The organism is Jatrophihabitans sp. (assembly GCA_036389035.1).
GTDB lineage: Bacteria > Actinomycetota > Actinomycetes > Mycobacteriales > Jatrophihabitantaceae > Jatrophihabitans_A.
Window position 1 is genome coordinate 293840 of record DASVQQ010000007.1, and the last position, 20311, is coordinate 314150.

The window sequence follows — 20311 nt, forward strand, 5'->3', positions numbered from 1 at the left end:
CTCAACCCGCCCGCAGCGCCGCGCGCAGGTCGGCCACCAGGTCGACGGGGTCCTCGATGCCGATCGAGAGCCGGACGAGGTTTTCGGAGACGCCCCTGGACAGCAGCGCCTGCCTTGCGATCGCGGCATGGCTCATCGAGGCCGGGCACTCGATCAGCGACTGGACGCCGCCCAGGCTCACCGCCGCGGCGAACACCCGCACCTGCTCGAGCAGCTTGGTGTGATCGCCCAGGTACTCGAAACTGATGATCGAGCCGAACGCCGACATCTGGCGGGCGGCGATCCGGTGCCCGGGATGCGCGCTCAGCCCCGGGTAGTGGATCGCGCCCACCGACGGCTTATCTTCAAGCGCGGCCAGCACGAGCGCCGCCGACTCGACCTGACGCGCGACCCTGAGCGAGAGCGTCTTCAGTCCCCGGCGGATCAGATAGCAGTCGAGTGCCCCGGGAACGTTGCCGACCACGGTGCGGTGGGTCCTGAGCCGTTCGTGCAGGCGCTCGTCGTGGTAGACCAGCGCGCCACCGAGCACGTCAAGGTGCCCCGAGATCGATTTGGTAGTGCTGTACAGGCTGATGTCGGCCCAGCGCAGCGGTTGTTGCAACGCCGGGCTGGCCAGGGTGTTGTCGACCACCACCAGCGCGCCCCGGTCGTGGGCCAACCGGCACACCGTCTCCAGGTCGACGATCTTGAGCAGCGGGTTGGTCGGCGTTTCGATCCACACCAGGTCCAGGCGGCTGCCGGCGCCGAGCGCCTCAGCGGCGCGTCCCGGATCAGACAGGTCGGTCCGGTGAACCTCGACGCCGGCGCGCTCGATCAGAGCCAGCAGGGCGTCGGTGCCGCTGTAGACGTCATCGCAGCTCACCACGCGCTGGCCTGCCGACAGCAGCGACAGCACCGCCGACGCCGCTGCCTGCCCGGAGGCGAAGACGGTGGCGAAGCCGGCGTCCTCCAGCGCGGCCAGGCACTCCTCGAGTTCCTCACGGGTGGGGTTCTCACCGCGTCCGTAGTAGTAACGCTGCGGATCCTGGACGTTTCGCTCGTAGGTGGCTGCCAGGTGGATCGGAGGAACCGCGTCCCCGGCGCCGGACGTCGGGCGCTGCCCCGACTGCACCAGCAGCGTGTCGAACCTCATGCGTCACCTGCTGCCACGGCGCGCACGCACAGGCTGACCGACGGCAGCGACACCGTTGCCTGCGCCGTCTCGAACTCCCGCGCCGCGGCGGCGAAGGCGTTCCACACCCCGGCATCGTCGACCGAGCCGCACTGCTCAGCAAGGCGCTGCTTGAGCCCTGGCGGCAGCACGTCGCGGGAGAATCCTCCGAAGTCCTCGACGGAGTCGAACCTGAACGGCGCCACCAGCTCGGTGATGTCGACCTCGGTGAAGCCGGCCTGTTCCAGTTCAGCCCGCACCACCCGAGGGTCTGACATCGAGAAGGGCCCGGGCCCCGGTGGCGGCGGCGGCAACCCGAGGTGCCGGGAGATCACCCGGAACGCCAGGCTGATGATCGGCACGTCCGGTGGCTGACCCCAGGTGGCGGCTGCCAGCACCCCACCGGGCCTGAGCAGGCCGGCGGTCACCCGCAGCAGCTCCAGCCGATCGGCCGCGAACATCAGGCCCCACCGGCTGAGCGCGGCATCGAAGGACCGGGGCGGGAGTTCCGCGCTTTCCAGGTCACCGACCAGGAACTCGACCTCGCCGGCTTCGACGCTCGCCGACCGGGCGGCCGCGTCGCGGGCGGCCGCGACCATCGCCGGTGACAGGTCCACGCCGAGGACCCTTCCCGACGGCCCGACGGCCCGTGCCGCGGACAGCGCGGGCTCGCCGATGCCGGATCCGATGTCGAGGACCGACTGCCCCGCGGTGATCCCGGCCAGGTCGAGCAGCCGTGCCGTCACCGCGCTCGCGCCCTGCTCGAACTCCGGCTGCCAGCGAAGCCAACCCTGACTGACGTGGTCCCAGACAGCGCGCTGCTGGTCGCGGTGGGCGAGGGCGTCCATCACTGTCGCGGTCATGCTGACTCCCAGCTAGAGGAACCGAGTAGTGGGGTGATCCCTGGTCCAGTCGCCGGGGCGTACCGTCGCCAGGGCGTGGCACAGCCGGTCGACCTCGGACTCGGTGTTGTAGACCGCGAACGAGACCCGCACCGTGCCCACCAGCCCTAAGTCGTCGAGGAAGGTGCTGGCGCAGTGCACGCCGCAGCGGACGGCGATGCCGAGCCGGTCCAGGTGCCCGCCGACGTCGTAGGGGTGGATCCCCTCGACGACCAGGGAGACGATGCCGCTCGGCTGGCCGGCGGGGTCACCGATCACGTGCACCCGGTCGAGGTCGCCGACAGCGTCGACGAGGCCGCGTACCAGGTGCTCGTCGTGGCGCCGGACGGCGTCCCAGCCCAGGTCCTGAAGGTAGGTCAGGGCAGCGGCCAGCCCGACGGCTCCGGCCACATTCGGCGTGCCGGCCTCCAGCCGCTCGGGCGCCGGGACGTAGTCGACGGGCGCGGTGAAGGTGACGCCCTTCACGGTGCCGCCGCCGACCTGGTACGGCGGCAGGGTGGACAGCAGCTCGTGCCGGCCGTAGAGGACGCCCACCCCCATCGGGCCGTAGGCCTTGTGCCCGGAGAAGCAGTAGAAGTCGGCGCCGAGGTCGGCGACGTCCACCGGCCAGTGCGGCACGGCCTGGGCGCCGTCGACCACCAGCGGGGTCCCGTGCCGGTGCGCCGCCACCGCCAGCTCGCGGATCGGGTTGACCGTGCCCAGCACGTTCGAGACGTGCGAGACGGCAGCCACCCGCACGTCCGGGCCCATCGCCGCCTCGAAGTCGGACAGCTCCACCCGGCCGGCCGCGTTCACCGGAACTACCATCAGCTGCGCGCCGGTCCGCTCGCACAGCCGCCGCCACGGAAGCAGGTTGCTGTTGTGCTCCATCCCGGTGACCACGATCCGGTCGCCGTGGCTCACCCGCTGGCGGCCCAGGGTGTCGGCCAGCAGGTTCATGGCGTCGGTGGTGCCGGAGGTGAACACCACCTCGTGCGGCGATCGGGCGCCGATCGCGGACCCCACGACCAGGCGGGCCTGGTCCAGGCAAGCCGTGGACTCCATGCTCAACCGGTAGTAGCCACGGCCCACGTTGCTATTGCTGGTGCAGTAGTACTCGGTCATCGCATCGAGCACCGGCCACGGCTTGTGCGTCGTCGCGGCGTTGTCGAGGTAGGCGAGCGGGGCGGTTCTGGCCAGGATCGGGAAGTCCTTCCTGACCGATTCCGGGCGCAGCGCGGGGGAGTCCTCGCGGGTCTTCATCCGGCTCATGCCGCCTGCCTCAGGGAGAACATCCGCCAAAACCCCGCAAGCTCCTCGGCGTCAGGCGGATAGACCTTCTGTTCCGGGTACGGTCGCCTCCGGCGGGTGAGATAACCACGCTCACCCGGCCTGCGCAGCCGGCCGGCGCGATCGCGCAGATGCGGGCCGGCGTAGAACCAGCAGATCTGGGCGACCTGTTCGTTGAACAGCACGTCCTGGGCGTCCTCGGAGTGCAGCGCCAGGTGGCAGTACGCCGCCTTGAGCTCGCCGGCCAGCCCGAAGCCGGCCCCGAACATCACGTGCCCGAACAGGTCGTGGACCGTCCGGACCAGGTCGTTGTAGAGCAGCGGCACCCCCGCGACGGTGACCCCCGACGGTTCGCGCAGCGGGTGAAAGCCGTCGCCACCGGGCGGCCCGTGCTCATCCCGGGTGAGCAGCACCCGAATGTTCCTGGTCTCCCGGACCAGCCGCACCAACTCGTCGGAGTCGCGATAGGGCGGGCCCGAGCCCAGCCAGGGTTCGACCTCGATGCCGGCTTCGAGCACGTCCTCGTACTGTTGCCGGCTCTCCTGCTTCAGCCGGTCATAGCGACGCGCCAGCACCTGGTCATAGGCCAGCCGGGGAGCGCGCTCGTAACGATCGGCCACCTCGCGGCAGAAGTCCTCGTCGACCGTCACCACGAGGTCCGCGAGCTGGGCGACGTCGACCGGGGGCCACCCCGCGCCGCGGCCGTTCCGGTCCCGGCAACGCTGGGCGACGGTGAGCAGATCCGCGACCAGGTCGGTGGTCGCCGCGGCGCTCACCGCTGGCCGTCCGTAGTCGCGCACGCCCTCCGTCATGCTTTTAGATTCTATAGTACTGATCAGGAGCCTTGCTATCTGCTGACGGGATAGATCTCGCGTGAAAGCCTGACTGGATCGGTTAAAGCGCTACCTCGGCGGTTCCAGAGCGGTGCCGAGGATGTGAGGCAACCGTTGAATTACTACTAGTTTATCGCTAGGTTAATGGTTCGAGGTTGTGGATGACCGAGAGGTGGCGTCGTGAGCATCCCGGGCGGTAAGCAGAGCATCACCGGCGCTGGCCCGAACTGGCTCCCGACGCCCGGCAGGTACCTCTGCGGGCTCACCTGGGATGGCGAGCAGCTGTGGCACTCCGACCAGGAGGCGGCGAGGATCTACGCCATCGACCGCGCCACCGGCCGCGTGACGCGCACCTACCGCTGCGACGACGTGCGGGCCGACCTGGCCTTCGACGGGTCCATGCTCTGCCAGGTCGGCGGCCGGCCCAAGCAGCTCGTGCTCGTCGACCCGGCCAGCGGTGACGTCACCGGCCGCCGGAAGATCCTTCCGGCCAGCGGCCGGGTGACCGGCGTCGAGTTCGGCCCCGAAGGGTTGTGGCTGGTGCTGCGCGAGCCCAATGTCGTGCAACTCAGGGACTATCCCGCCATGACGGTTCAGCGGGAGTACCGGGTGCCTGGGGAGGGGCCGTCGGGGCTGACCTATGCCGACGGGATCATCCTGTTCGGCGAGTTCAACACCGCGATGCTGCACGCGATCGAGGCCGGGACCGGCGCGCACATCGCCTCGGCCGAGGTGCAGGGCCATCCGACCGGGCTCACCTGGGACGGCGAGCGGGTGTGGTACTGCGATTTCGGCGCGCGGATGCTCAGGGCTCTCGACCTCGCAGACCTGCTGCTCTAGCCCATGCGGCGTGCCGTCGACCCCTCGTTCCTGGCGCTCCCACTGGAACCACTCGCCCATGCCGCGCTCACCCGCGCCGGCGAGCTGGGAGCGCGGGACGCCTCGTTCCGAATCCTGCGCACCCGCACCGGCCGGCTCCGGTTGCGCGACGGGGTCGTCGAGGCGGCCAGTGACTCGGTGGACATCGGGCTGGGGGTGCGGCTGGTGTATGACGGCACCTGGGGATATGCCGCCGCTGCCGAGCTGACCACCGAGGCCGCGGCCGGGGCCGCGCGGCAGGCGGTCGAGGTGGCCATCGCCTGCCGCCCGCTCCGGCGCGCGCCGGTGACCCTGGCCGAGGAAGCCACCTGTCCCCGGACCAGCTGGGTTTCCCCCTATGACATCGACCCGTTCGACGTTCCCGAAACCGAACGTGCCGCGCTACTGGCCGGCTGGAGCCACCGGCTGCTGAACTCCTCGGCCGTCGAGCACGTGCTGGCGCTGTTCACCGCGGTGCGGGAGAACCGCTTCTACGCGGACGCGGCAGGTGCTGCGGTGATCCAGCAACGGGTCCGCGTCCATCCCATGGTGACCGCCTTCGGCAGGGCCGTGGGAGGTGAGCCCGCGTCATTGCGGACCGCGGGCCCGCCGACCGGGCGGGGCTGGGAGTACCTGGGCGGAGCAGGCTGGGACTTCGACGCCGAGCTCGCCGAACTGCCGGAGCAACTGGCAGCCAAGTCGCGTGCCCGGCCGGTGCGACCGGGCAGCTATGACCTGGTGATCGACGCCTCGAACCTGTGGCTCACCATTCACGAGACGGTCGGCCACGCCACCGAGCTCGACCGCGCCCTCGGCCACGAGGCGTCCTATGCCGGAACGACCTTCGTGACTCCCGACGGACCCGGGACGTTGCGCTTCGGCGCGCCGCTGATGAATGTGACGGCGGACCGCACCACCGAGCACGGGCTCGCGACGATCGGGGTCGATGACGAGGGCGTCGCCGCGCAGTCGTGGGAACTGGTGCGCGACGGGGTGCTGATCGGCCTGCAGACCGACCGGCGCACCGCGGCCCTCGCCGGCGCGTCCCGGTCGACCGGGTGCAGCTTCGCCGAATCGGCCGAGTACCCGCCGCTGGCCCGAATGCCCAATGTCTGCCTGCGACCCGCGGCCGGCGGCCCGGACGTCGCGGGGCTGATCTCGGGGGTGGAGGACGGCATCTACCTCGCCGGGGCGAACAGCTGGTCCATCGATCCGCGGCGCGAGCACTTCCAGTTCACGGCGCAGCGCTGTCACCGGATCCGTTCCGGCCGCCTCGACGGCCAGCTCAGCGGCGTCGCCTATCAGGGCGAGACGACCGGGTTCTGGGGCGGATTGGCCGCGCTGGGCGGCCCTGCCACGTACGGGCTCTTCGGCGCTGACCTGTGTGGAAAGGGCCAACCGGTGCAGGTGGCCGCCGCCAGTCACGGCTGCCCCGCCGCCGTGTTCAGCGGCGTCCGGGTCGAGCGGGTCGGCGGGGAGCGCCGGTCATGAGGACCGCGCCGGCGATGAGGGCCGCGCCGGCCACGAGAACAGCGCTGGACGAGCAGCGCGCGCCGGCGGCCCGGAGCCCGCAGGAGTTGGCGCTCACAGCCCTGCGGCTGGCCGCCGACTGCGACGACTGCGTCGCGATCGCCGAGGACAGCAGCACGGTGCACGTCCGCTGGGCAGCCGACTCGCTGACCACCAATGGCGCGGCCCGCTCGCGCCGGTTCACCGTGGTGTGTGTCCGCGGCCCGTCCGCCGGGGTCGCCTCGCACTCCGGAGCACTGGACGATTCCTCGCTGGAGGATCTGGTCGCCAGGGCGAAGCAGGCCGCCCGCGGTGACTGCGCAGAGCCGGCCGAATCGCTGATCACCGGCTCGGCGGCCGAGGACTGGGCCCTGCCGCCGGCCGAGTCGGACGCCGGGGTGCTGGCCCGGTTCGCGGCGAAAGCGGGCGCTGCCATCGAGCGCGCCGGCTCACCGCGCTCCAGCCTCTCCGGCTACGCCGAGCAGCAGGTGAGCACGACCTACCTGGCGTCCTCCAGCGGCCTGCTGCTGCGTCACGAGCAGCCCAGGGGACTCCTCGACCTGGTCGCCACCCGAGCCGGGGCCTCGGCCTGGCGTGGCGTGGGCACGGCGTGCGTCGCGGACCTCGACGTGGGCTCACTTCGCGCCCAGCTCGACCAGCAGCTCGGCTGGACGTCCCGCCGTGCCGAGCTTTGGCCGGGAAAGTACGAGGTGCTGCTGGCGCCGGCCGCCGTCGCCGACCTGATGCTGCAGCTGTACCAGGCGGCCGGAGCCGGCGAGGCGGCCGGCGGGCAGGGACCCTTCAGCCGTTCCGGCGGCGGCGCCCTGCTGGGGCAACGGCTCAGCCCGGCCGCCCTGACGCTGCGCAGCGACCCCGCTGAGCCGGGACTGGAGTGCGCGCCGGTCCTGCTCACCCGCGCGTCCACCGATCGGACGTCCGTCCTGGACAACGGCCTGCCACTGCGGCCCACCAGCTGGATCACCGACGGCGTCCTCACCGCGCTGGTCCAGACCCGGCGGACGGCGCGGCTCACCGGGCAGCACCCGAGCGCCGAGATAGCCAACCTGGTGCTGGAGGGCGGCGGTGACGCCGCGCTGGCGGAGCTGATCGCGCGTACCGAGCGAGCCCTGCTGGTCACCTCGGTCTGGTACCTGCGCGACGTCGATCCCCAGCGGTTGCTGGTCACCGGCCTCACCCGGGACGGCGGGTATCTCGTCGAGCATGGTGAGGTGGTGGCCAGGCTGCCCGACTTCCGCTTCAACGAGAGCCCGGTCGAGCTGCTGGGCCGGGTGAGCGAGGTCGGCCGGAGCGAGCCGACGCTGCCGCGCGAATGGGGTGAGCACGTCACCCGGGTGGCGATGCCCGCGCTGCGGGTGCGGGACTTCGACGTCTCGGCGGTGTCGCGGTGAGCCCACCGGACGGCCGTCCTCGATGGCCCACGCGACCTGGAGATCCGGCTCAGCGCTGGCCGAACTTGCCCTGCATCAGCATCGGTCGGGCGACTTCCTGAAAGTCCACGTCCGGGTCCAGGTCTCGGATGGTTCCCTCGATCACGAGTAGCGAGAGCAGCGGAAAGATCAACTCCGGCGCGGCGTGCACGCCATGCCCGCGCTGCAGGTCGAACATCTCGGTCGCGAATCGCATCAGGCTGAAGTCCTTGGCCGGCACCCGGTGATTGCGATCGACCAGGTCGGCCATCTGCACGATGAACCCGTCGATGTCAGCGCCGGGCCCGGCCTCCTCGGCACTCTCGACCACGATCTCCGCGCACCGGATCCCCTCGCCCAGCGCCATGTTCAGGAAGAAGTCGGCGAACAGCCGGCGCAACCGGTCGGTCAGCTGAACGCTGAACCCGGCATCCAGGACGACGACGTGGCCGGACTCGGTGAAGTAGAGGTTGCCCGGGTGCATGTCGCAGTGCACGAACCCGTCGACGAACAGCATGTGATAGATGGCGGTGAGGGCGGAGGCGGCGAATTTGCGCCGGTTCGCCGCCGAGCACCGTTGGGCGGCGTCGAGCTCGAGGCCGTCGATGAACTCCATCACGATGCAGGACCGCGTCGAGAGGTCCCTGTCGACCTTCGGCACCCACACCCTCGGCACGGTGGCCAGGTTGTCGCGCAGCAGGCTCAGGCTCTCGGCCTCGCGATCGAAGTCCAACTGCCCGAACACCGCGGCGCACGCGTGCTCTACGACGGCGGTCACCGGAATGCCTCGGAACGGCGGCAGTCCGGCGATCACGCGCGATCCGGCCCGGATAAGCCGAAGGTCGAGCGCCATGGAGGTCTCGATACCCGGGCGGCGGAGCTTCAGCGCCACTTCGGCGCCGGAGGCCAGTCGCGCTCGGTAGACACACGCGACGCTGCCGCTGGCCACGGCGGCGTACTCGACCTGTTCGAAGAGCTCGTGCGCTCGGGCGCCGAAGGCGGCTTCGAGCGCGCGCCGGGCCTGCGCGCCGCTCATCGGTGATGAGGATTCCTGCAACGTCGAAAGCTGATCGCAGGCGACCGGCGGCAGCAGGTCGCGGCGGGTGGCGACTACCTGACCGGCCTTGACGAAGGCCGGCCCCAGTAGCTCCAGCAGTAGGGTGAGCTGTCGCCAGGCGTGCCGGACTCCCGCGGGGCGGCCTTTCACCGTGGCCAGCAGCAGGCTGCTGAGGACCGTCGGAACCAGCGCCGCCAAGCTCAGCGCCAGCAGCCGGACCGCTCGCAGCGCCACCCGCGCACGGCTGTGCGTCCCCATCGGCGTACTGGCGGTCCTCGTGCCGCCGGTCCTCGACCTGGCAGTCCTCACGCCGGCGAGTCTCGCGCCGGCGGTTCTCGCGCCGCCGATCCTGCGCTGCCGGAGGTCGAGCGCGCTCACCACGTGAGGATCCCCGGTACCTCGATGGCCCGCAGTTGCAGCGTGGCGTAGTCGCAGTACCAGATCTGGCTGCCGTCCCAGGTGATGCCCGTCGGGTTGCCGTTGACGTCGATGGCCGCGACCTCGCGCCGCAGCGCCAGGTCCATGACGTGGATGATCCCGCCGCGGCGGTCGGCGTAGAACAGGTAGCGATCAGACACCGTGAGCCCGGCCACCGGGTGCGCGATCGGAAAGCAGTCGATGAGACCGGCTCCACCGGTGCGGCGCAGGTCCATCACCCGAAGGTCCTCGAATCCCAGCCACATGCCGTCATGGGTGGCCTCCAACCCGCACAGCACGTGGCCCGGCCTGGGGTTCGGCACTTCCTGCACGATCGCCTCGGTGTCGGGGTCGATCACCCGCAGCGTCATGTCGTCCCCGACCACCTGGATCAGGTAGCCGTCGATCGTGGTCAGATCTCCGCGGACGCCGGGGCAGGAGATTCGCCGGGTCACCTCGCCGGTTTGCGGGTCCAGCGCCATGATCCGGTTCGTGACGGCGTCGGAGAACCAGAGTGACTGGCCGCTCCAGGTGAGGCCGCACAGCTTGATCGCGTGCACCGAGATGTCGCGGACGGATCCGGCTGCGAACAACATCTGGCCCCCGCTCACTTTCGGCCTTTGCGCTCATCGGTTACCGACATCTCTCATGGGGCGGGAGAACGTGAGTTCGTCCCGCCCCATGAGCAGCCTTGCTAGTGCTGACCAGCTAGCTTGCGACTGCCTGTCTCAGCTGCGCACCAGCTGGCCGGCTCCCGAGACGTGCGCCTCGGTTCCGACGATCGAGCGACGCATGACGAGCTGGACGTCGGACAGCCGCGCCCGAGGCGTGCCGTCCTGGGCGACCAGAGCGGTGTCCGGGCCCTGCATGCGCAGTTCGGTGCCATCCGGCTCGATGTCGAGCACCTTGCCGCTGACGTGAACGGCGCTGGTGGCGTAGAGGACACCCGACGGGGTGGCCAGCTCGAACTGGGCGTCCAGGTGCAGCGCGCTCGGGTACTTCACCCGGCTCAGGCTCTCTTCGTGGCCTTCGCCGAAGGTGCCGCCCGACACCTTGGGCCAGCTGGCCCGCAGCATCACGCGCCCGCCCAGCTCCGGGCAGTGGCCGACCATCGCGACGCGGGCGAGCTGGGCCAGGACGCCGTCACCGTCGTGGTGCTTCTCCGGGCCGAACAGCAGCAGCTCGCCACCCGCGGCCTTCTCGTACTCACCGGCGATGTCGATGCTCACGGTCTTGCCGTTGAGCTCGACCTTGATCTGGCCCTCCATCGAGGACTGCATGATGATCGACGGGTCGACCAGCATCGACATGCACGGACCGGCGCTCGGCGCGAAGAACACCGACGGGGTGATCCCGACCGGCTGGTTGTCGTCGTTGGACGGGTACCAGGCCTCGGGCAGGTTGATGCCGCGTACCACGTTCGGCGCCTGCAGGACGTCGAACGGCCCGTCGCCGCGAGGCTCGCCGAGGTAGGGACCGGTCAGCGGCTTCTTGTACGGCGGGATGTGGTCGACGGTGCCAAGGATCTCGATGACGTCGCGGTGAGCGAGCCGCATCGAGCTGGTCTCCAGGATGCCGAACCGGCGGATGAAGAAGTTCGCGGGGAAGTTCTTGCCCGGCACGATCTGGCGAATGTGCCCGGTGTTGGGCAGGAACGGGTTGGACAGGATCTGGATGCGGTCGTTGAGAACGTAGCTGTAGCCCTTGATGCCGACCTCGGGAGCGCTGATCAGCTCAAGGTCGAACTCGGCGTAGCCCTTCTCGTCCACGCGGTGCTCGAAGCCGGGCATCGGCCACTTGTTCAGCTGCACGAAGCCGGAGAGGTTGATCGTCTCTCGCTGGCCGGTGTAGTAGTCCTCGCCGAACACCACCGTGGCGGCAGCGAGGATGTGGGGCCGGATGGGTTGGGGTTCGAGGTTCAGCGACTCGTAAGTCTCGGGACCGGAAACACTCATGTCATCTCCAGTTGACTCAGGTGGGTTGGTGTGGGGACGGACGATGCTGTCGCCGTCGGAGAGAGGATCGCAGCCTGCTTCTTCGGATACTACTTTTTTATATAGTAACTGTCTAGAGTGTTTTCCAGCCTTCGCCGGCTGCCCGGCCCCGCGTCAGGCAGGCTTGTGGCCGGTGATGATCAGGTATCCGATCTTGTCGCGGTAGATCGGCAGCAGCATGCCCATAGCGTCCTGCTGCTCCTGGATGCGCTCCTCGCCGAAGCTGGCGATGAGCTCGTCGCGATGGCGCTCCAACCGGTCGAAGTACGCGGGGTAGGAGCGCCTGATCCGGTCGCCGCAGTCGATCACATCGTCGATCACCATGCCGGTGGCCCGGACCGCGTCGAGCATGTCGTCATAGCGCAGCGGCGGCTGCATCGCGCCCGCGAGCAGGATCTGGGTCTCCTCGACGGTCAGCGGGATCTCTTCGATGAACTCGGTGAGCACGATGCGAGCGCCCGGCCGGGCCACCCGGACCATCTCGTCAAGCCACTGACCGCGGTCGGCGGCGTGGTGCAGCGCCTGGAACATCAGCACCGCGTCGAAGCTGCCGTCCGGGTGGTTCAGGGCCGCGGCGTCGCCGTGCTCGATCCTGACCTGGCCGCGCAGCCCGGCGGCTTGGACCCGGCGGGTCGCCTCCCGCACCTGCCAGTGGCTGATCGTGACACCGATGATCTCGGCCTCGACGCGCTGCCCCAGCCGGATCGCGGGCACGCCGACGCCGCAGCCGATATCGAGCAGGCGCTGTCCCGGCTGAAGATCGAGCTTGCCCCCCACGATGTCGGTGAGGCGGTTGATGGCTTCGAGCAGCGGCGTTCGATCGTCCTCGTCGGTCCAGTAGCCGACGTGGATGTTGCCGCCCATGATCTCGATGAGGCCGCCCATCTGGTCGTAGTGATCTCCGGCGTCCTTGACTGCGGGCAGTTCGGTGGTAGACACGGCATTCCCTTTCGCGTCGCGCAGAACTTGTACTATTGTTTAATATAGTTTTCAGAATGGGCCTGTCAATCGGCCGCCCGCTGGCCGACCCGGTCCGGCGCGACGAGCGACGGCTCTTGCTATGGCTGGTTGCCTATGTGATCCGCTGATAAGCGGCCAGTGGGCGGTCGCTGCTGAGCAAGGCTTGCAGCCCGGATGATTTTGCTTGAAAAACATAGTGCTTTGCGTATAGTCAAGCCGGGTCGTCGTCAGGGGCGCTGTCAGTCGGAGGCCGACGTAGTGACATACACCGAGAACCTCCAGCACGAGCTCGCCGGGCCCGGCTCGCCCGACGTGCGCAGCGACGGCGACCAGCGCCCGGAGCGGCCGCGGGATGCCAGCTGGGACGACCTCAGGCGGCTGTTCGCGCTGGAGCCCGGCGTCGTCCACCTCAACACCGGCACGGTGGGGGTGCTGCCGCACGCCGTCGAGGACGAGTACGACCGGGTCACCCGCCAGTGGGCGGGCGGGCTGGTGGACGTCTATCGCCCGACGATGTTCACCGAGTACCGAGCCGCCATCGCCGGCTCCTACGGGGTCGACGGCGACGAGATCGTGATCAGTCACAACGCGACCGAGGCGGTCGCCCGGGTGATCAACGGCCTGGACCTGCACGCCGGCGACGAAGCGGTCGTGACGACGCACGAGTGCTATTCGGTGCTGTCCAACCTCAATCTGGTGCGCAACCGGCACGGCCTGGTGCTGAAGGTGCTGACCCCGCCGTCGGGTCACCGGGCAACGGCTGAGGAGATCGTGGCGCTCTTCGAGCAGGCCATCACGCCGCGTACCAAGGTATTCGCGTTCTCGGCGATCAGCCTGTGGACCGGGACCATGATGCCGTTGCGCGCGCTGTGCCAGCTGGCGCAACGACACGGCATCAGCACCGTGGTCGACGGCGCGCTGATATCGGGGATGCTCGAGGAGAGCCTGCGTGCCTCCGGGGCGGACTTCATCGCCTGCTCCGGCTCGAAGTACCAGTGCGGGCCGCTGGGCAGCGGGATCCTGTACGTCAGGAACAAGGTGTTTCCCGAGTACAACCCGTTGCCGCTGCCCACCCTGTGGCCGGTGATCTCCACCTGGTACCCGATGATCGGCAGCCCGCCGCCCAGGTCGGGCACCTCGGTCGAGAGCTATGACATCGGCGACTACCTGCAAAGCGCCGGCAGCGCGAATATCGCCCGCGGCGCGGCGCTGGCCAAGGCCTGTCAGCTGTGGGACGAGATCGGTCGGGACCGGATCGAGCGCCGGGTGATGGAACTCGGTGACCACGCCCGCGAGCGGGTCCTCGACCGCTTCGGCGAGCAGGCCATGTACTCCCCGGTCACCGACCCTGGCCTGCGCAGCCCGCTGATCGCTTTCAACCCGTTCCGCGAGCCGGCCGACCACTGGAACGTCAAGAAGATCAGCGCGCTGACCGACCGGCTCGCCGCCGAGCACCGGATCTGGGTCCGCTGGACCGAGTTCGACGTGCCGCACTCGCCGCATCAGCATTACGCCGCCCGGATCAGCCCGCACATCTTCAACGACGTCGAGGAGATCGATCAGGCGGTGGCCCGGATCGCCGCCGTGGCCGAGGAACTCGCGTGAGCGCGCCGAGCGCTGCCGCCGTTCGGGCTGAGCGCCCCCGCGCCGGCGGCGTCCTGCGGCTCTACGGGCCTGGCGACATCGATCACCTCGATCCGGCCGCCGCTCACCGCCAGACCCGCGCGATCCTGCGGCTGCTCTCCCGCCAGCTGCTCAGCTACCAGCCGCATGCCGACCTGCGGAACTGGCAGTCGGTGGCGCCGGTGCCCGACGTCGCGCTTGCGGTGCCCTCGACCTACAACGCCGGACTCGGCGCGAGCCACCGCAGCTACGTGCTGCACCTGCGGCCACAGGTCTGCTGGGACACCTCACCGCCTCGCGAGGTGACGGCGCAGGACTTCGTTCGGGGCTTCAAGCGGGTGGCAGGCACGCGGGCCCGGTCCGCGGCCCGCAGCTACTTCGGCAGCGTGATCAGGGGGATGGCCCAGTTCTGCGACGGCTTCGCCGCGGCGGTGCCGCCCACCGCCACGGCCGAGCAGTTCGCCGCGTACCAGAACGCGCATGAGATCCCCGGGATCTTCGTCCTCGACGACCAGACGCTGGTGATCGAGCTGCTCCGCGCGTCACCCGACTTCACCCACATGCTGGCCCTGATCGGCGCCTCCGCGGCCCCGGCGGAGTACGACGCCCTGGTGCCCGGCAGCCCGGAGTCGCACCGCAACCTCCGATCGAACGGGCCGTACCGGGTGGCTCACCACCTGCCCGGCAAGCAGCTGCGGCTCGAACCCAACCCGGCCTGGCTGCCGGAGTCCGACCCGGTGCGCGGGCGCCACCTGGACGCCATCGAGATCACCGTCGGGGCGGCCGGCCCCCGCGAGATCGCCGACCGGATCGAGGCCGGGCACGCCGACCTGCCATGGGGCGCCCCGGCGCGCGCCCTGCCGGCGCAAAGCCATGCCGATCCGGCCGGCACGCTCAGTTGGGACCTCGATCCGTACCTGGTGTTCAACGTCGCCGGTGGGGCGGCCGCACTCGGCGATGTGCGGGTGCGGCGCGCGATCGCCGCCGGCATCGACCGGACCGCGATCCTCGAGCTGTGCCGCCGGGGGGACGGCGCCGAAGCCCGGATCGCGCAGTCGGTGGTGCCGCCGAACAACGACGCGCACCAGGACATCCCGGTTGACGCCCGCGCCGCCCACGGCCGGCCCGAGCTGGCCCGAGCGCTGCTCGACCAGGCCGGCTACCCGGCCGGCCTGGAGTTGACTGCCGTCCATCAGCTGGGTGAGCCCGAACAGGACGTGCTGGCCGCGTGCGCCGCGGCGCTGGCCGGGGCGGGTATCCAGCTGCGACTGATCGGGCTGGACCGCGGCGACTACCACCAGCTGCGCCACCACCGGCATCCCGAGCCCGCGACAGGGTGGGACCTGATGCTGAGCTCCCATTCCGCGGACTGGCACTACCGCAACAGCCGGGTCTTCCTGCAACCACTGTTCGAGACCGGCGCCGAGGACAACCTGGGCGGATTCAGCGATCCGGAGGTCGACGAGTCGATCCAGCGGGCGCTGGCAGCGGCCACCGAGGCGCCGGCGACAGCGCTCGCGGCGTGGCAGGAGGTGCAGCGGCGGGTGCTGGAGCAGGCCGCCGTGGTTCCGATCCTGTTCCGCGCCCCGGTCGCCGGGCCCCGGCGCGGTGCCAGGGTGCGTAACGCGATCCCGATGCCGGCGCTCGGCTACGGCTATGACCTCAGCGCGCTGTGGCTCGACGACGGGCGGCTCGACAACGAACGCGGCGAGGCCGCAGGCTGGAAGGACGTCGATGCTCACCTCGCGCCGATCGCGGGCGCGAGCTGACGGCACGCGGCGTCGGAAACGGATGACAGGAGGTGCCCGGTGGATCAGGATGCGCTGATCATGCATCAGGTGATGCTCGGTGACAGCGTCCGGCTGCACGCCTATGACCAGGCACTGCGCCAGACGGTGCGCCCCGGTGACATCGTGGTGGACGTCGGCTCCGGCACCCTCATCCTGTCGCTGCTCGCGCTGCGGCACGGGGCCGTCCACGTGTACGCGATCGAAGGCTCTCCGGAGGTCGCCGCCCTGGCGGTCGCGATCGCCAAGCGCAATCACCTCGAAGGCCGGGTGACGATCATCCAGGGTGACGCCCGCACGGTGCGGCTGCCGACCGACGTGGACGTCATCGTCTCGGAGATGATGGGCAACCTGGGCCCTGAGGAGCAGATGGCCGAGGTCGTGGCGGAGGTGGCCCGACGGCATCTGAAGCCGGGCGGGCGGGTGATCCCCCAGCGCGTCGAGACCCGCTTCCAGGCCATCCAGTTCGACGCCGAGGGCTGGGGGGTGTGGTCCGATGACTTCTGGGGCTACTCGCTGAGCCCGGTGCAGGACTACGCACCGCCCGCCGCCCAGTTGCACTTCTTCACCCGCCGGCCGCTGGCGCTGAGCGCGCCGGTGATCGCCGCGGACGAGGTGCTCGGAGCCGACCCGGCGGCCATGCCCGAGCGGCTGCGCCTTGACATCACCGAACCCGGGACGCTGCACGCCGTCATCGGCTACTTCGAGGCGACGCTGGCCGACGGGGTGAGCCTGTCCAACCACCCCGGTTACCCCGGTTGCAACTGGGCGGTGTGGGTGTGGCCACTGCGGCACACCCCGGTGCGTCCCGGCACGTCCCTCGAGGTGAGGATCAAGCGCCCGGCGGATGTGCGCATCGCGGCCGACTGGCAGCTTGACTGCAGCATCGTCCGCGCCGCCCCAGCGAGCGTGTCATGACCAGCGGGGCGAGCGCGCTCCCGGTGGAAGGCGACCAGCTGTGCGGCCTGGCCTGGCTGGACGGGCTGCTCTGGTACTCCGACGCCGGCCTCGAGGCGATCACCGCCGTCGACCCGGTGAACGGCGCCGTGGTGACCCGGCTGCCCTGTCCCGGCGTCCGGACCGGGCTGACGGCCGCCGACGGCGGCACCCGGCTCGTGCAGGTCGTCGACGGCGACAAGCGGCTGCGCGTGCTGGAGCCCTATACCGGAAGGGTGTTCGAGGAGTATCCCAACCCGCGGCCGGGTGCGGAGCTGTGCGGCGTGCACGACACCCCCGGCGGGATGTGGATGGGCTATCAGGACCCGCCGGTGATCGACCTGCGCCGGCACGGCGACCACGAGGCGATCCTCAGCATCGAGGTCAACGAGGACGTCGCCGACGTCACGGTCGCCGGCGGGTCGGTCATCTTCGCCAATCACCCCGAGGCCCGGCTCAACGTGCTGGACCCGGAATCGGGCCGGATCGTAAGGGTGATCCCGGTCGCCGGTAACCCCACCGGTCTCACCTGGGACGGCCGCCGGCTCTGGTACTGCGACTACTCCGCCGGCCAGTTGCGCGCCGTCGAGGTGGACCTCGATGAGCTCACCGCCGGCAGCGAGGATCCTGTCGATCCGTGCTGATCAGGGCGATCCGCGTTGACTGACGCCTCGTTCTCGTGGGCGAACGCGTTGATCTCATCGAGGATCCGCCGCCGCTGAGCCGACGAGCAGAAGGCCGCCTCGGCGCCGGTGCGGGCCAGTGTCACCAGCTGCGCACGGCTGAGCCGCAGCGCGTGGTGGCACAGCAGGTACTCGTTGTTCAGGCTGGTGTTGAACAGGCCGGGGTTGTCGGTCGCCAGGCTCACCCGCACGCCGGCGCGCAGCAACGCGGGCAACGGGTGGTTCTCGATGGTGGCGGCTCCGGTGCGGGCGTTCGAGGTCGGGCAGACCTCCAGCGCGACACCGCCGGCCGCCAGGTGCTCCAGGAGCAGCGGGTCGGTGACGCTGCTGATGCCGTGACCGATCCGCTCGGCCTTGAGCTCGCGCAGCGCGGACCAGACGCTGTGCGGCCCCTCGGTCTCGCCGGCGTGCGGAACGCTGTGCAGCCCGGCCGCGACTGCCTGTTCGAAGGCGTCTTTGAACGCGGCCCTGGGGACGTCCCGTTCGGGTCCACCGAGGCCGAAGCCGACGGTGCCCGGCGGCTGATGGCCGAGCACCCAGCGCAGGGTGTCGGCTGCCGCCGGCGGACCCAGATCGCCGGAGACGTCGAAGATCCAGCCGAGTTCCACGTCGCAGTCGCGTGCTGCCCGCGCCCGGCCGAGGCCCAGCGCGTCCGCGAGCTCGTCGGGCCGCAGGCCGTTGCGCAGGTGGGTCAGCGGCGTCACGGTCACTTCGGCGTAGCGCACCGCGCTGGCCGCCAGCGCCTCGGCCAGCCCTCCGATCAGGGCGAGCAGATCGTCCCCGCCGGTCACCAACCTGCTGATCTTGCCGTACGCCGCGCCGAACTGCGCGAAGTCGGTGAACCGCAGCCACCGGGCGAGCGCGTCGAGGTCGGTGGGCACCCCGCCGTCCGGATGCCGGCGGGCGAGCCTGACCAGCGAGTCGGGCGTGGCCGACCCGATCAGATGCAGGTGCAGCTCGACCTTGGGCAGCCCGGCGACGAAGGCCTCGATCGAGGCGTCGGGTGGTGTCCGGCTTTCGGCGGTGACGTTCAATGGCCCGATCGCCGCGGGGTATTCGGGTTTCACGTCCGGGCGAGCCAGAGGTTGGTGAGGTCGCCGTTGAGCACCGGATAGGGCAGCCAGTCGCGCACCCGCGAGGAGTGCAGCCAGTACTGGTGCGCGAACAGGATCGGCACCACGGCGCTGTCGCGCAGCACCTCCTCCTCGGCCTGGGCGAACAGCCGGTTGGCCTCGTCCGGGTCGGGGCAGCTGAGCGCGGCCTTGAGCAGCTCGTTCGTCCGCGGGCTGCTGTAGTGACCGAAGTTGGTGCCCCAGTCGTCGTTGTCGGACACGCTGGCGCTGTCGAACAACGCCTGCAGGTACACCCGCGCGTTGTTGCCGTTCCAGTCGGGCTCCCATCCGGTGAGCGCGATGTCCCAGGCCCCGGCGCGGGCCGCCGCCGCCGAGCCGAGGTAGCCGGCAAAGAACTCCTCGATCGGCGCCGGGACGAGTTCGACCCGCACTCCGGCACGGGCCAGCGCGAGCCGGACCGCTTCGGCGGTGTCGGGATGGATGTCCTGGTTGCGAAACACCAATCTCAACCGCAGCCCGTCGGGATAGCCTGCCTCGGCCAGCAGCCGGCGGGCGCGCTCGGGGTCGCCGGTGTCATTCTCGGTCGGGTAGGGTCGCAGCTCCCGGCGGGCGGCGCTCAGCGGCGGTAGCACCTGGTGGGCGATGGTGTTGAGCCGTGGCCCGCCCCAGATCGCGGAGACGGCCTGCTTGTCGACGGCGTACTGCAGCGCCGTCCGGACCCTGAGGTCACTGGTCGCACCGCCCTCGTTGGGGCTCAAGAAGTTGATCACCAGGTACGGGCTCAGCAGGCCGGCGAGGTAGATCTCCAGGCGCGGGTCCTCGGTGACGAACAGCTCGGGCAGCCGCTCGGTCGGTGGCTGGGAATCCCACAGCAGGTCCGCGGCGCCGCTCATCACCTGCTGGTAGGCCTCGTCCTCGGTGAGCCCTTCGTGGACCTCGATGGCGTCGACGTGCGCCGCGCGGGCCTCGTCGGTCTCCGGAGCCCAGGCCGGGTTGCGCTCGAGCCGGATCCCGGTGCCTGGACGGTATTCGACAATCCGGTACGGGCCGTTGGAGATCAGCCGCTGCTCGATCTCGGCGCTGCCGGGCACGTGCGCCAGGTACTCGACCGGCGCCGGGGTCGCGAACGGCAGCGCGAGGATGTTGAGGAAGTCCGAGGACGGTTGCACGGTCGAGAACACCACGGTGCGCTCGTCCTGCACCCTCAGGCCGCTGACCTCGGCGGTCTCGAGAAACTCGGCGATCGCCGCCGCCCGGCTCTCAGGGGCGCCGGCCCGGCGCTCGATCGCGAGGAGGGCGTCCCGGAACTCCACCAGTCCCTCGATGGTGCTCAGGTAGTAGGGCAAACCCGGGCTCGGCGCCATCGGGTGGGCAAGGCGCTTGATGCCCCGCACGACGTCGGCCGCGGTGATCTCGCGGCCGTGCTGGCCGGCGTTCCACTTGACGCCGGCCTTGAGCGTGAAGCGGTACTGCCTGCCCTCGTCGTCGAAGGGACCGTCGGCCGCGGTCGCCAGGTCGGCCACCAGGTCACCGGCCCGGTCGTGGTCGCCGGTGGCGCGGTAGGTGACCAGCTGCCGGGTGCAGGCGCGCATGATGGGCCTGGTCACGGTGTGATAGGCCAGCGCGGGGTCCAGGTGATCGACATCCCCGGCGCCCACCAGGCTCAGGACGCCGCCGTCGCGTGGCCGCTCGCCCGCCCGGCCGGCACGCGGGTCGCTGGTTCGGACTGTCGTCATCGCCTCTTCCTCGTTCCGGGTGGGTGCCTGCGTTCGGGGGCCGGTGCGCCAAAGGTCGGTGCTCGGAGGCCGGTGCGCGAAGGCCGGTGCGCGAAGG

At 70.4% G+C, this 20311-nt stretch carries 17 protein-coding genes; 7 read left to right on the forward strand and 10 right to left on the reverse strand.

The window, feature by feature from the left end; translation table 11 throughout:
* Window position 1 precedes the first annotated feature (1 nt).
* Genes VF557_03960 through VF557_03975 form a run of 4 tightly spaced genes read right to left on the reverse strand, consistent with a single transcriptional unit; the run spans window position 2 to window position 4133 of the window.
* On the reverse strand, window positions 2-1132 hold the full coding sequence (locus VF557_03960; GenBank protein HEX8079342.1) for a PLP-dependent aspartate aminotransferase family protein: 1131 nt from the start codon (window positions 1130-1132) through the stop codon (window positions 2-4).
* Window positions 1129-2013: a class I SAM-dependent methyltransferase gene (locus VF557_03965; GenBank protein HEX8079343.1), complete on the reverse strand. Its 885-nt coding sequence runs from the start codon at window positions 2011-2013 to the stop codon at window positions 1129-1131. Before VF557_03965 ends, VF557_03960 begins: the two co-directional genes overlap by 4 nt.
* Before the next feature lie 12 nt (window positions 2014-2025).
* Window positions 2026-3303 carry a cysteine desulfurase gene (locus tag VF557_03970; protein ID HEX8079344.1) on the reverse strand — a complete coding sequence of 426 codons (1278 nt, stop codon included), beginning with the start codon at window positions 3301-3303 and terminating at the stop codon, window positions 2026-2028.
* Window positions 3300-4133, reverse strand: a complete 834-nt coding sequence (locus VF557_03975; protein ID HEX8079345.1) for a crotonobetainyl-CoA--carnitine CoA-transferase — start codon at window positions 4131-4133, stop codon at window positions 3300-3302. The genes VF557_03970 and VF557_03975 overlap by 4 nt, the downstream gene beginning before the upstream one ends.
* A gap of 201 nt (window positions 4134-4334) precedes the next feature.
* On the opposite strand from VF557_03975, the gene VF557_03980 reads away from it, so the two are divergent.
* Genes VF557_03980 through VF557_03990 form a run of 3 tightly spaced genes read left to right on the forward strand, consistent with a single transcriptional unit; the run spans window position 4335 to window position 7930 of the window.
* Window positions 4335-4994, forward strand: a complete 660-nt coding sequence (locus tag VF557_03980; protein ID HEX8079346.1) for a hypothetical protein — start codon at window positions 4335-4337, stop codon at window positions 4992-4994.
* A 3-nt stretch (window positions 4995-4997) separates the two neighbouring features.
* Complete coding sequence (locus VF557_03985) at window positions 4998-6503, forward strand: TldD/PmbA family protein (GenBank protein HEX8079347.1); 1506 nt, start codon at window positions 4998-5000, stop codon at window positions 6501-6503.
* The gene (locus VF557_03990) at window positions 6500-7930 is read left to right on the forward strand and encodes a metallopeptidase TldD-related protein (protein ID HEX8079348.1); all 1431 of its coding nucleotides are present in this window, start codon (window positions 6500-6502) and stop codon (window positions 7928-7930) included. The genes VF557_03985 and VF557_03990 overlap by 4 nt, the downstream gene beginning before the upstream one ends.
* A gap of 49 nt (window positions 7931-7979) precedes the next feature.
* Here VF557_03990 and VF557_03995 read toward each other — a convergent pair whose 3' ends face one another.
* From VF557_03995 to VF557_04010, 4 genes are all read right to left on the reverse strand, one after another.
* The gene (locus tag VF557_03995) at window positions 7980-9263 is read right to left on the reverse strand and encodes an AarF/UbiB family protein (protein ID HEX8079349.1); all 1284 of its coding nucleotides are present in this window, start codon (window positions 9261-9263) and stop codon (window positions 7980-7982) included.
* 116 nt (window positions 9264-9379) lie between these two features.
* Window positions 9380-10018, reverse strand: coding sequence for a hypothetical protein (locus VF557_04000; GenBank protein ID HEX8079350.1), 639 nt, complete (start codon window positions 10016-10018; stop codon window positions 9380-9382).
* A gap of 132 nt (window positions 10019-10150) precedes the next feature.
* Window positions 10151-11377 (reverse strand): DUF6004 family protein, encoded by a 1227-nt coding sequence (locus VF557_04005; protein HEX8079351.1) that lies wholly within the window; start codon window positions 11375-11377, stop codon window positions 10151-10153.
* Between the two features lie 153 nt (window positions 11378-11530).
* Window positions 11531-12355: a methyltransferase domain-containing protein gene (locus tag VF557_04010; protein ID HEX8079352.1), complete on the reverse strand. Its 825-nt coding sequence runs from the start codon at window positions 12353-12355 to the stop codon at window positions 11531-11533.
* A 279-nt stretch (window positions 12356-12634) separates the two neighbouring features.
* On the opposite strand from VF557_04010, the gene VF557_04015 reads away from it, so the two are divergent.
* The 4 genes from VF557_04015 to VF557_04030 are packed head-to-tail and all read left to right on the forward strand — an operon-like array spanning window position 12635 to window position 17366.
* Window positions 12635-13981 (forward strand): aminotransferase class V-fold PLP-dependent enzyme, encoded by a 1347-nt coding sequence (locus VF557_04015; protein HEX8079353.1) that lies wholly within the window; start codon window positions 12635-12637, stop codon window positions 13979-13981.
* Window positions 13978-15768, forward strand: a complete 1791-nt coding sequence (locus VF557_04020; protein HEX8079354.1) for an ABC transporter substrate-binding protein — start codon at window positions 13978-13980, stop codon at window positions 15766-15768. The genes VF557_04015 and VF557_04020 overlap by 4 nt, the downstream gene beginning before the upstream one ends.
* Before the next feature lie 39 nt (window positions 15769-15807).
* Window positions 15808-16704: a methyltransferase domain-containing protein gene (locus VF557_04025; protein ID HEX8079355.1), complete on the forward strand. Its 897-nt coding sequence runs from the start codon at window positions 15808-15810 to the stop codon at window positions 16702-16704.
* Window positions 16701-17366 carry a hypothetical protein gene (locus VF557_04030; GenBank protein HEX8079356.1) on the forward strand — a complete coding sequence of 222 codons (666 nt, stop codon included), beginning with the start codon at window positions 16701-16703 and terminating at the stop codon, window positions 17364-17366. The genes VF557_04025 and VF557_04030 overlap by 4 nt, the downstream gene beginning before the upstream one ends.
* Here VF557_04030 and add read toward each other — a convergent pair.
* Window positions 17282-18472, reverse strand: a complete 1191-nt coding sequence (gene add, locus VF557_04035) for an adenosine deaminase (GenBank protein ID HEX8079357.1) — start codon at window positions 18470-18472, stop codon at window positions 17282-17284. The two genes, VF557_04030 and add, sit on opposite strands and share 85 nt — an antisense overlap.
* Window positions 18469-20214 carry an ABC transporter substrate-binding protein gene (locus VF557_04040; GenBank protein ID HEX8079358.1) on the reverse strand — a complete coding sequence of 582 codons (1746 nt, stop codon included), beginning with the start codon at window positions 20212-20214 and terminating at the stop codon, window positions 18469-18471. The genes add and VF557_04040 overlap by 4 nt, the downstream gene beginning before the upstream one ends.
* Window positions 20215-20311: the final 97 nt, after the last annotated feature.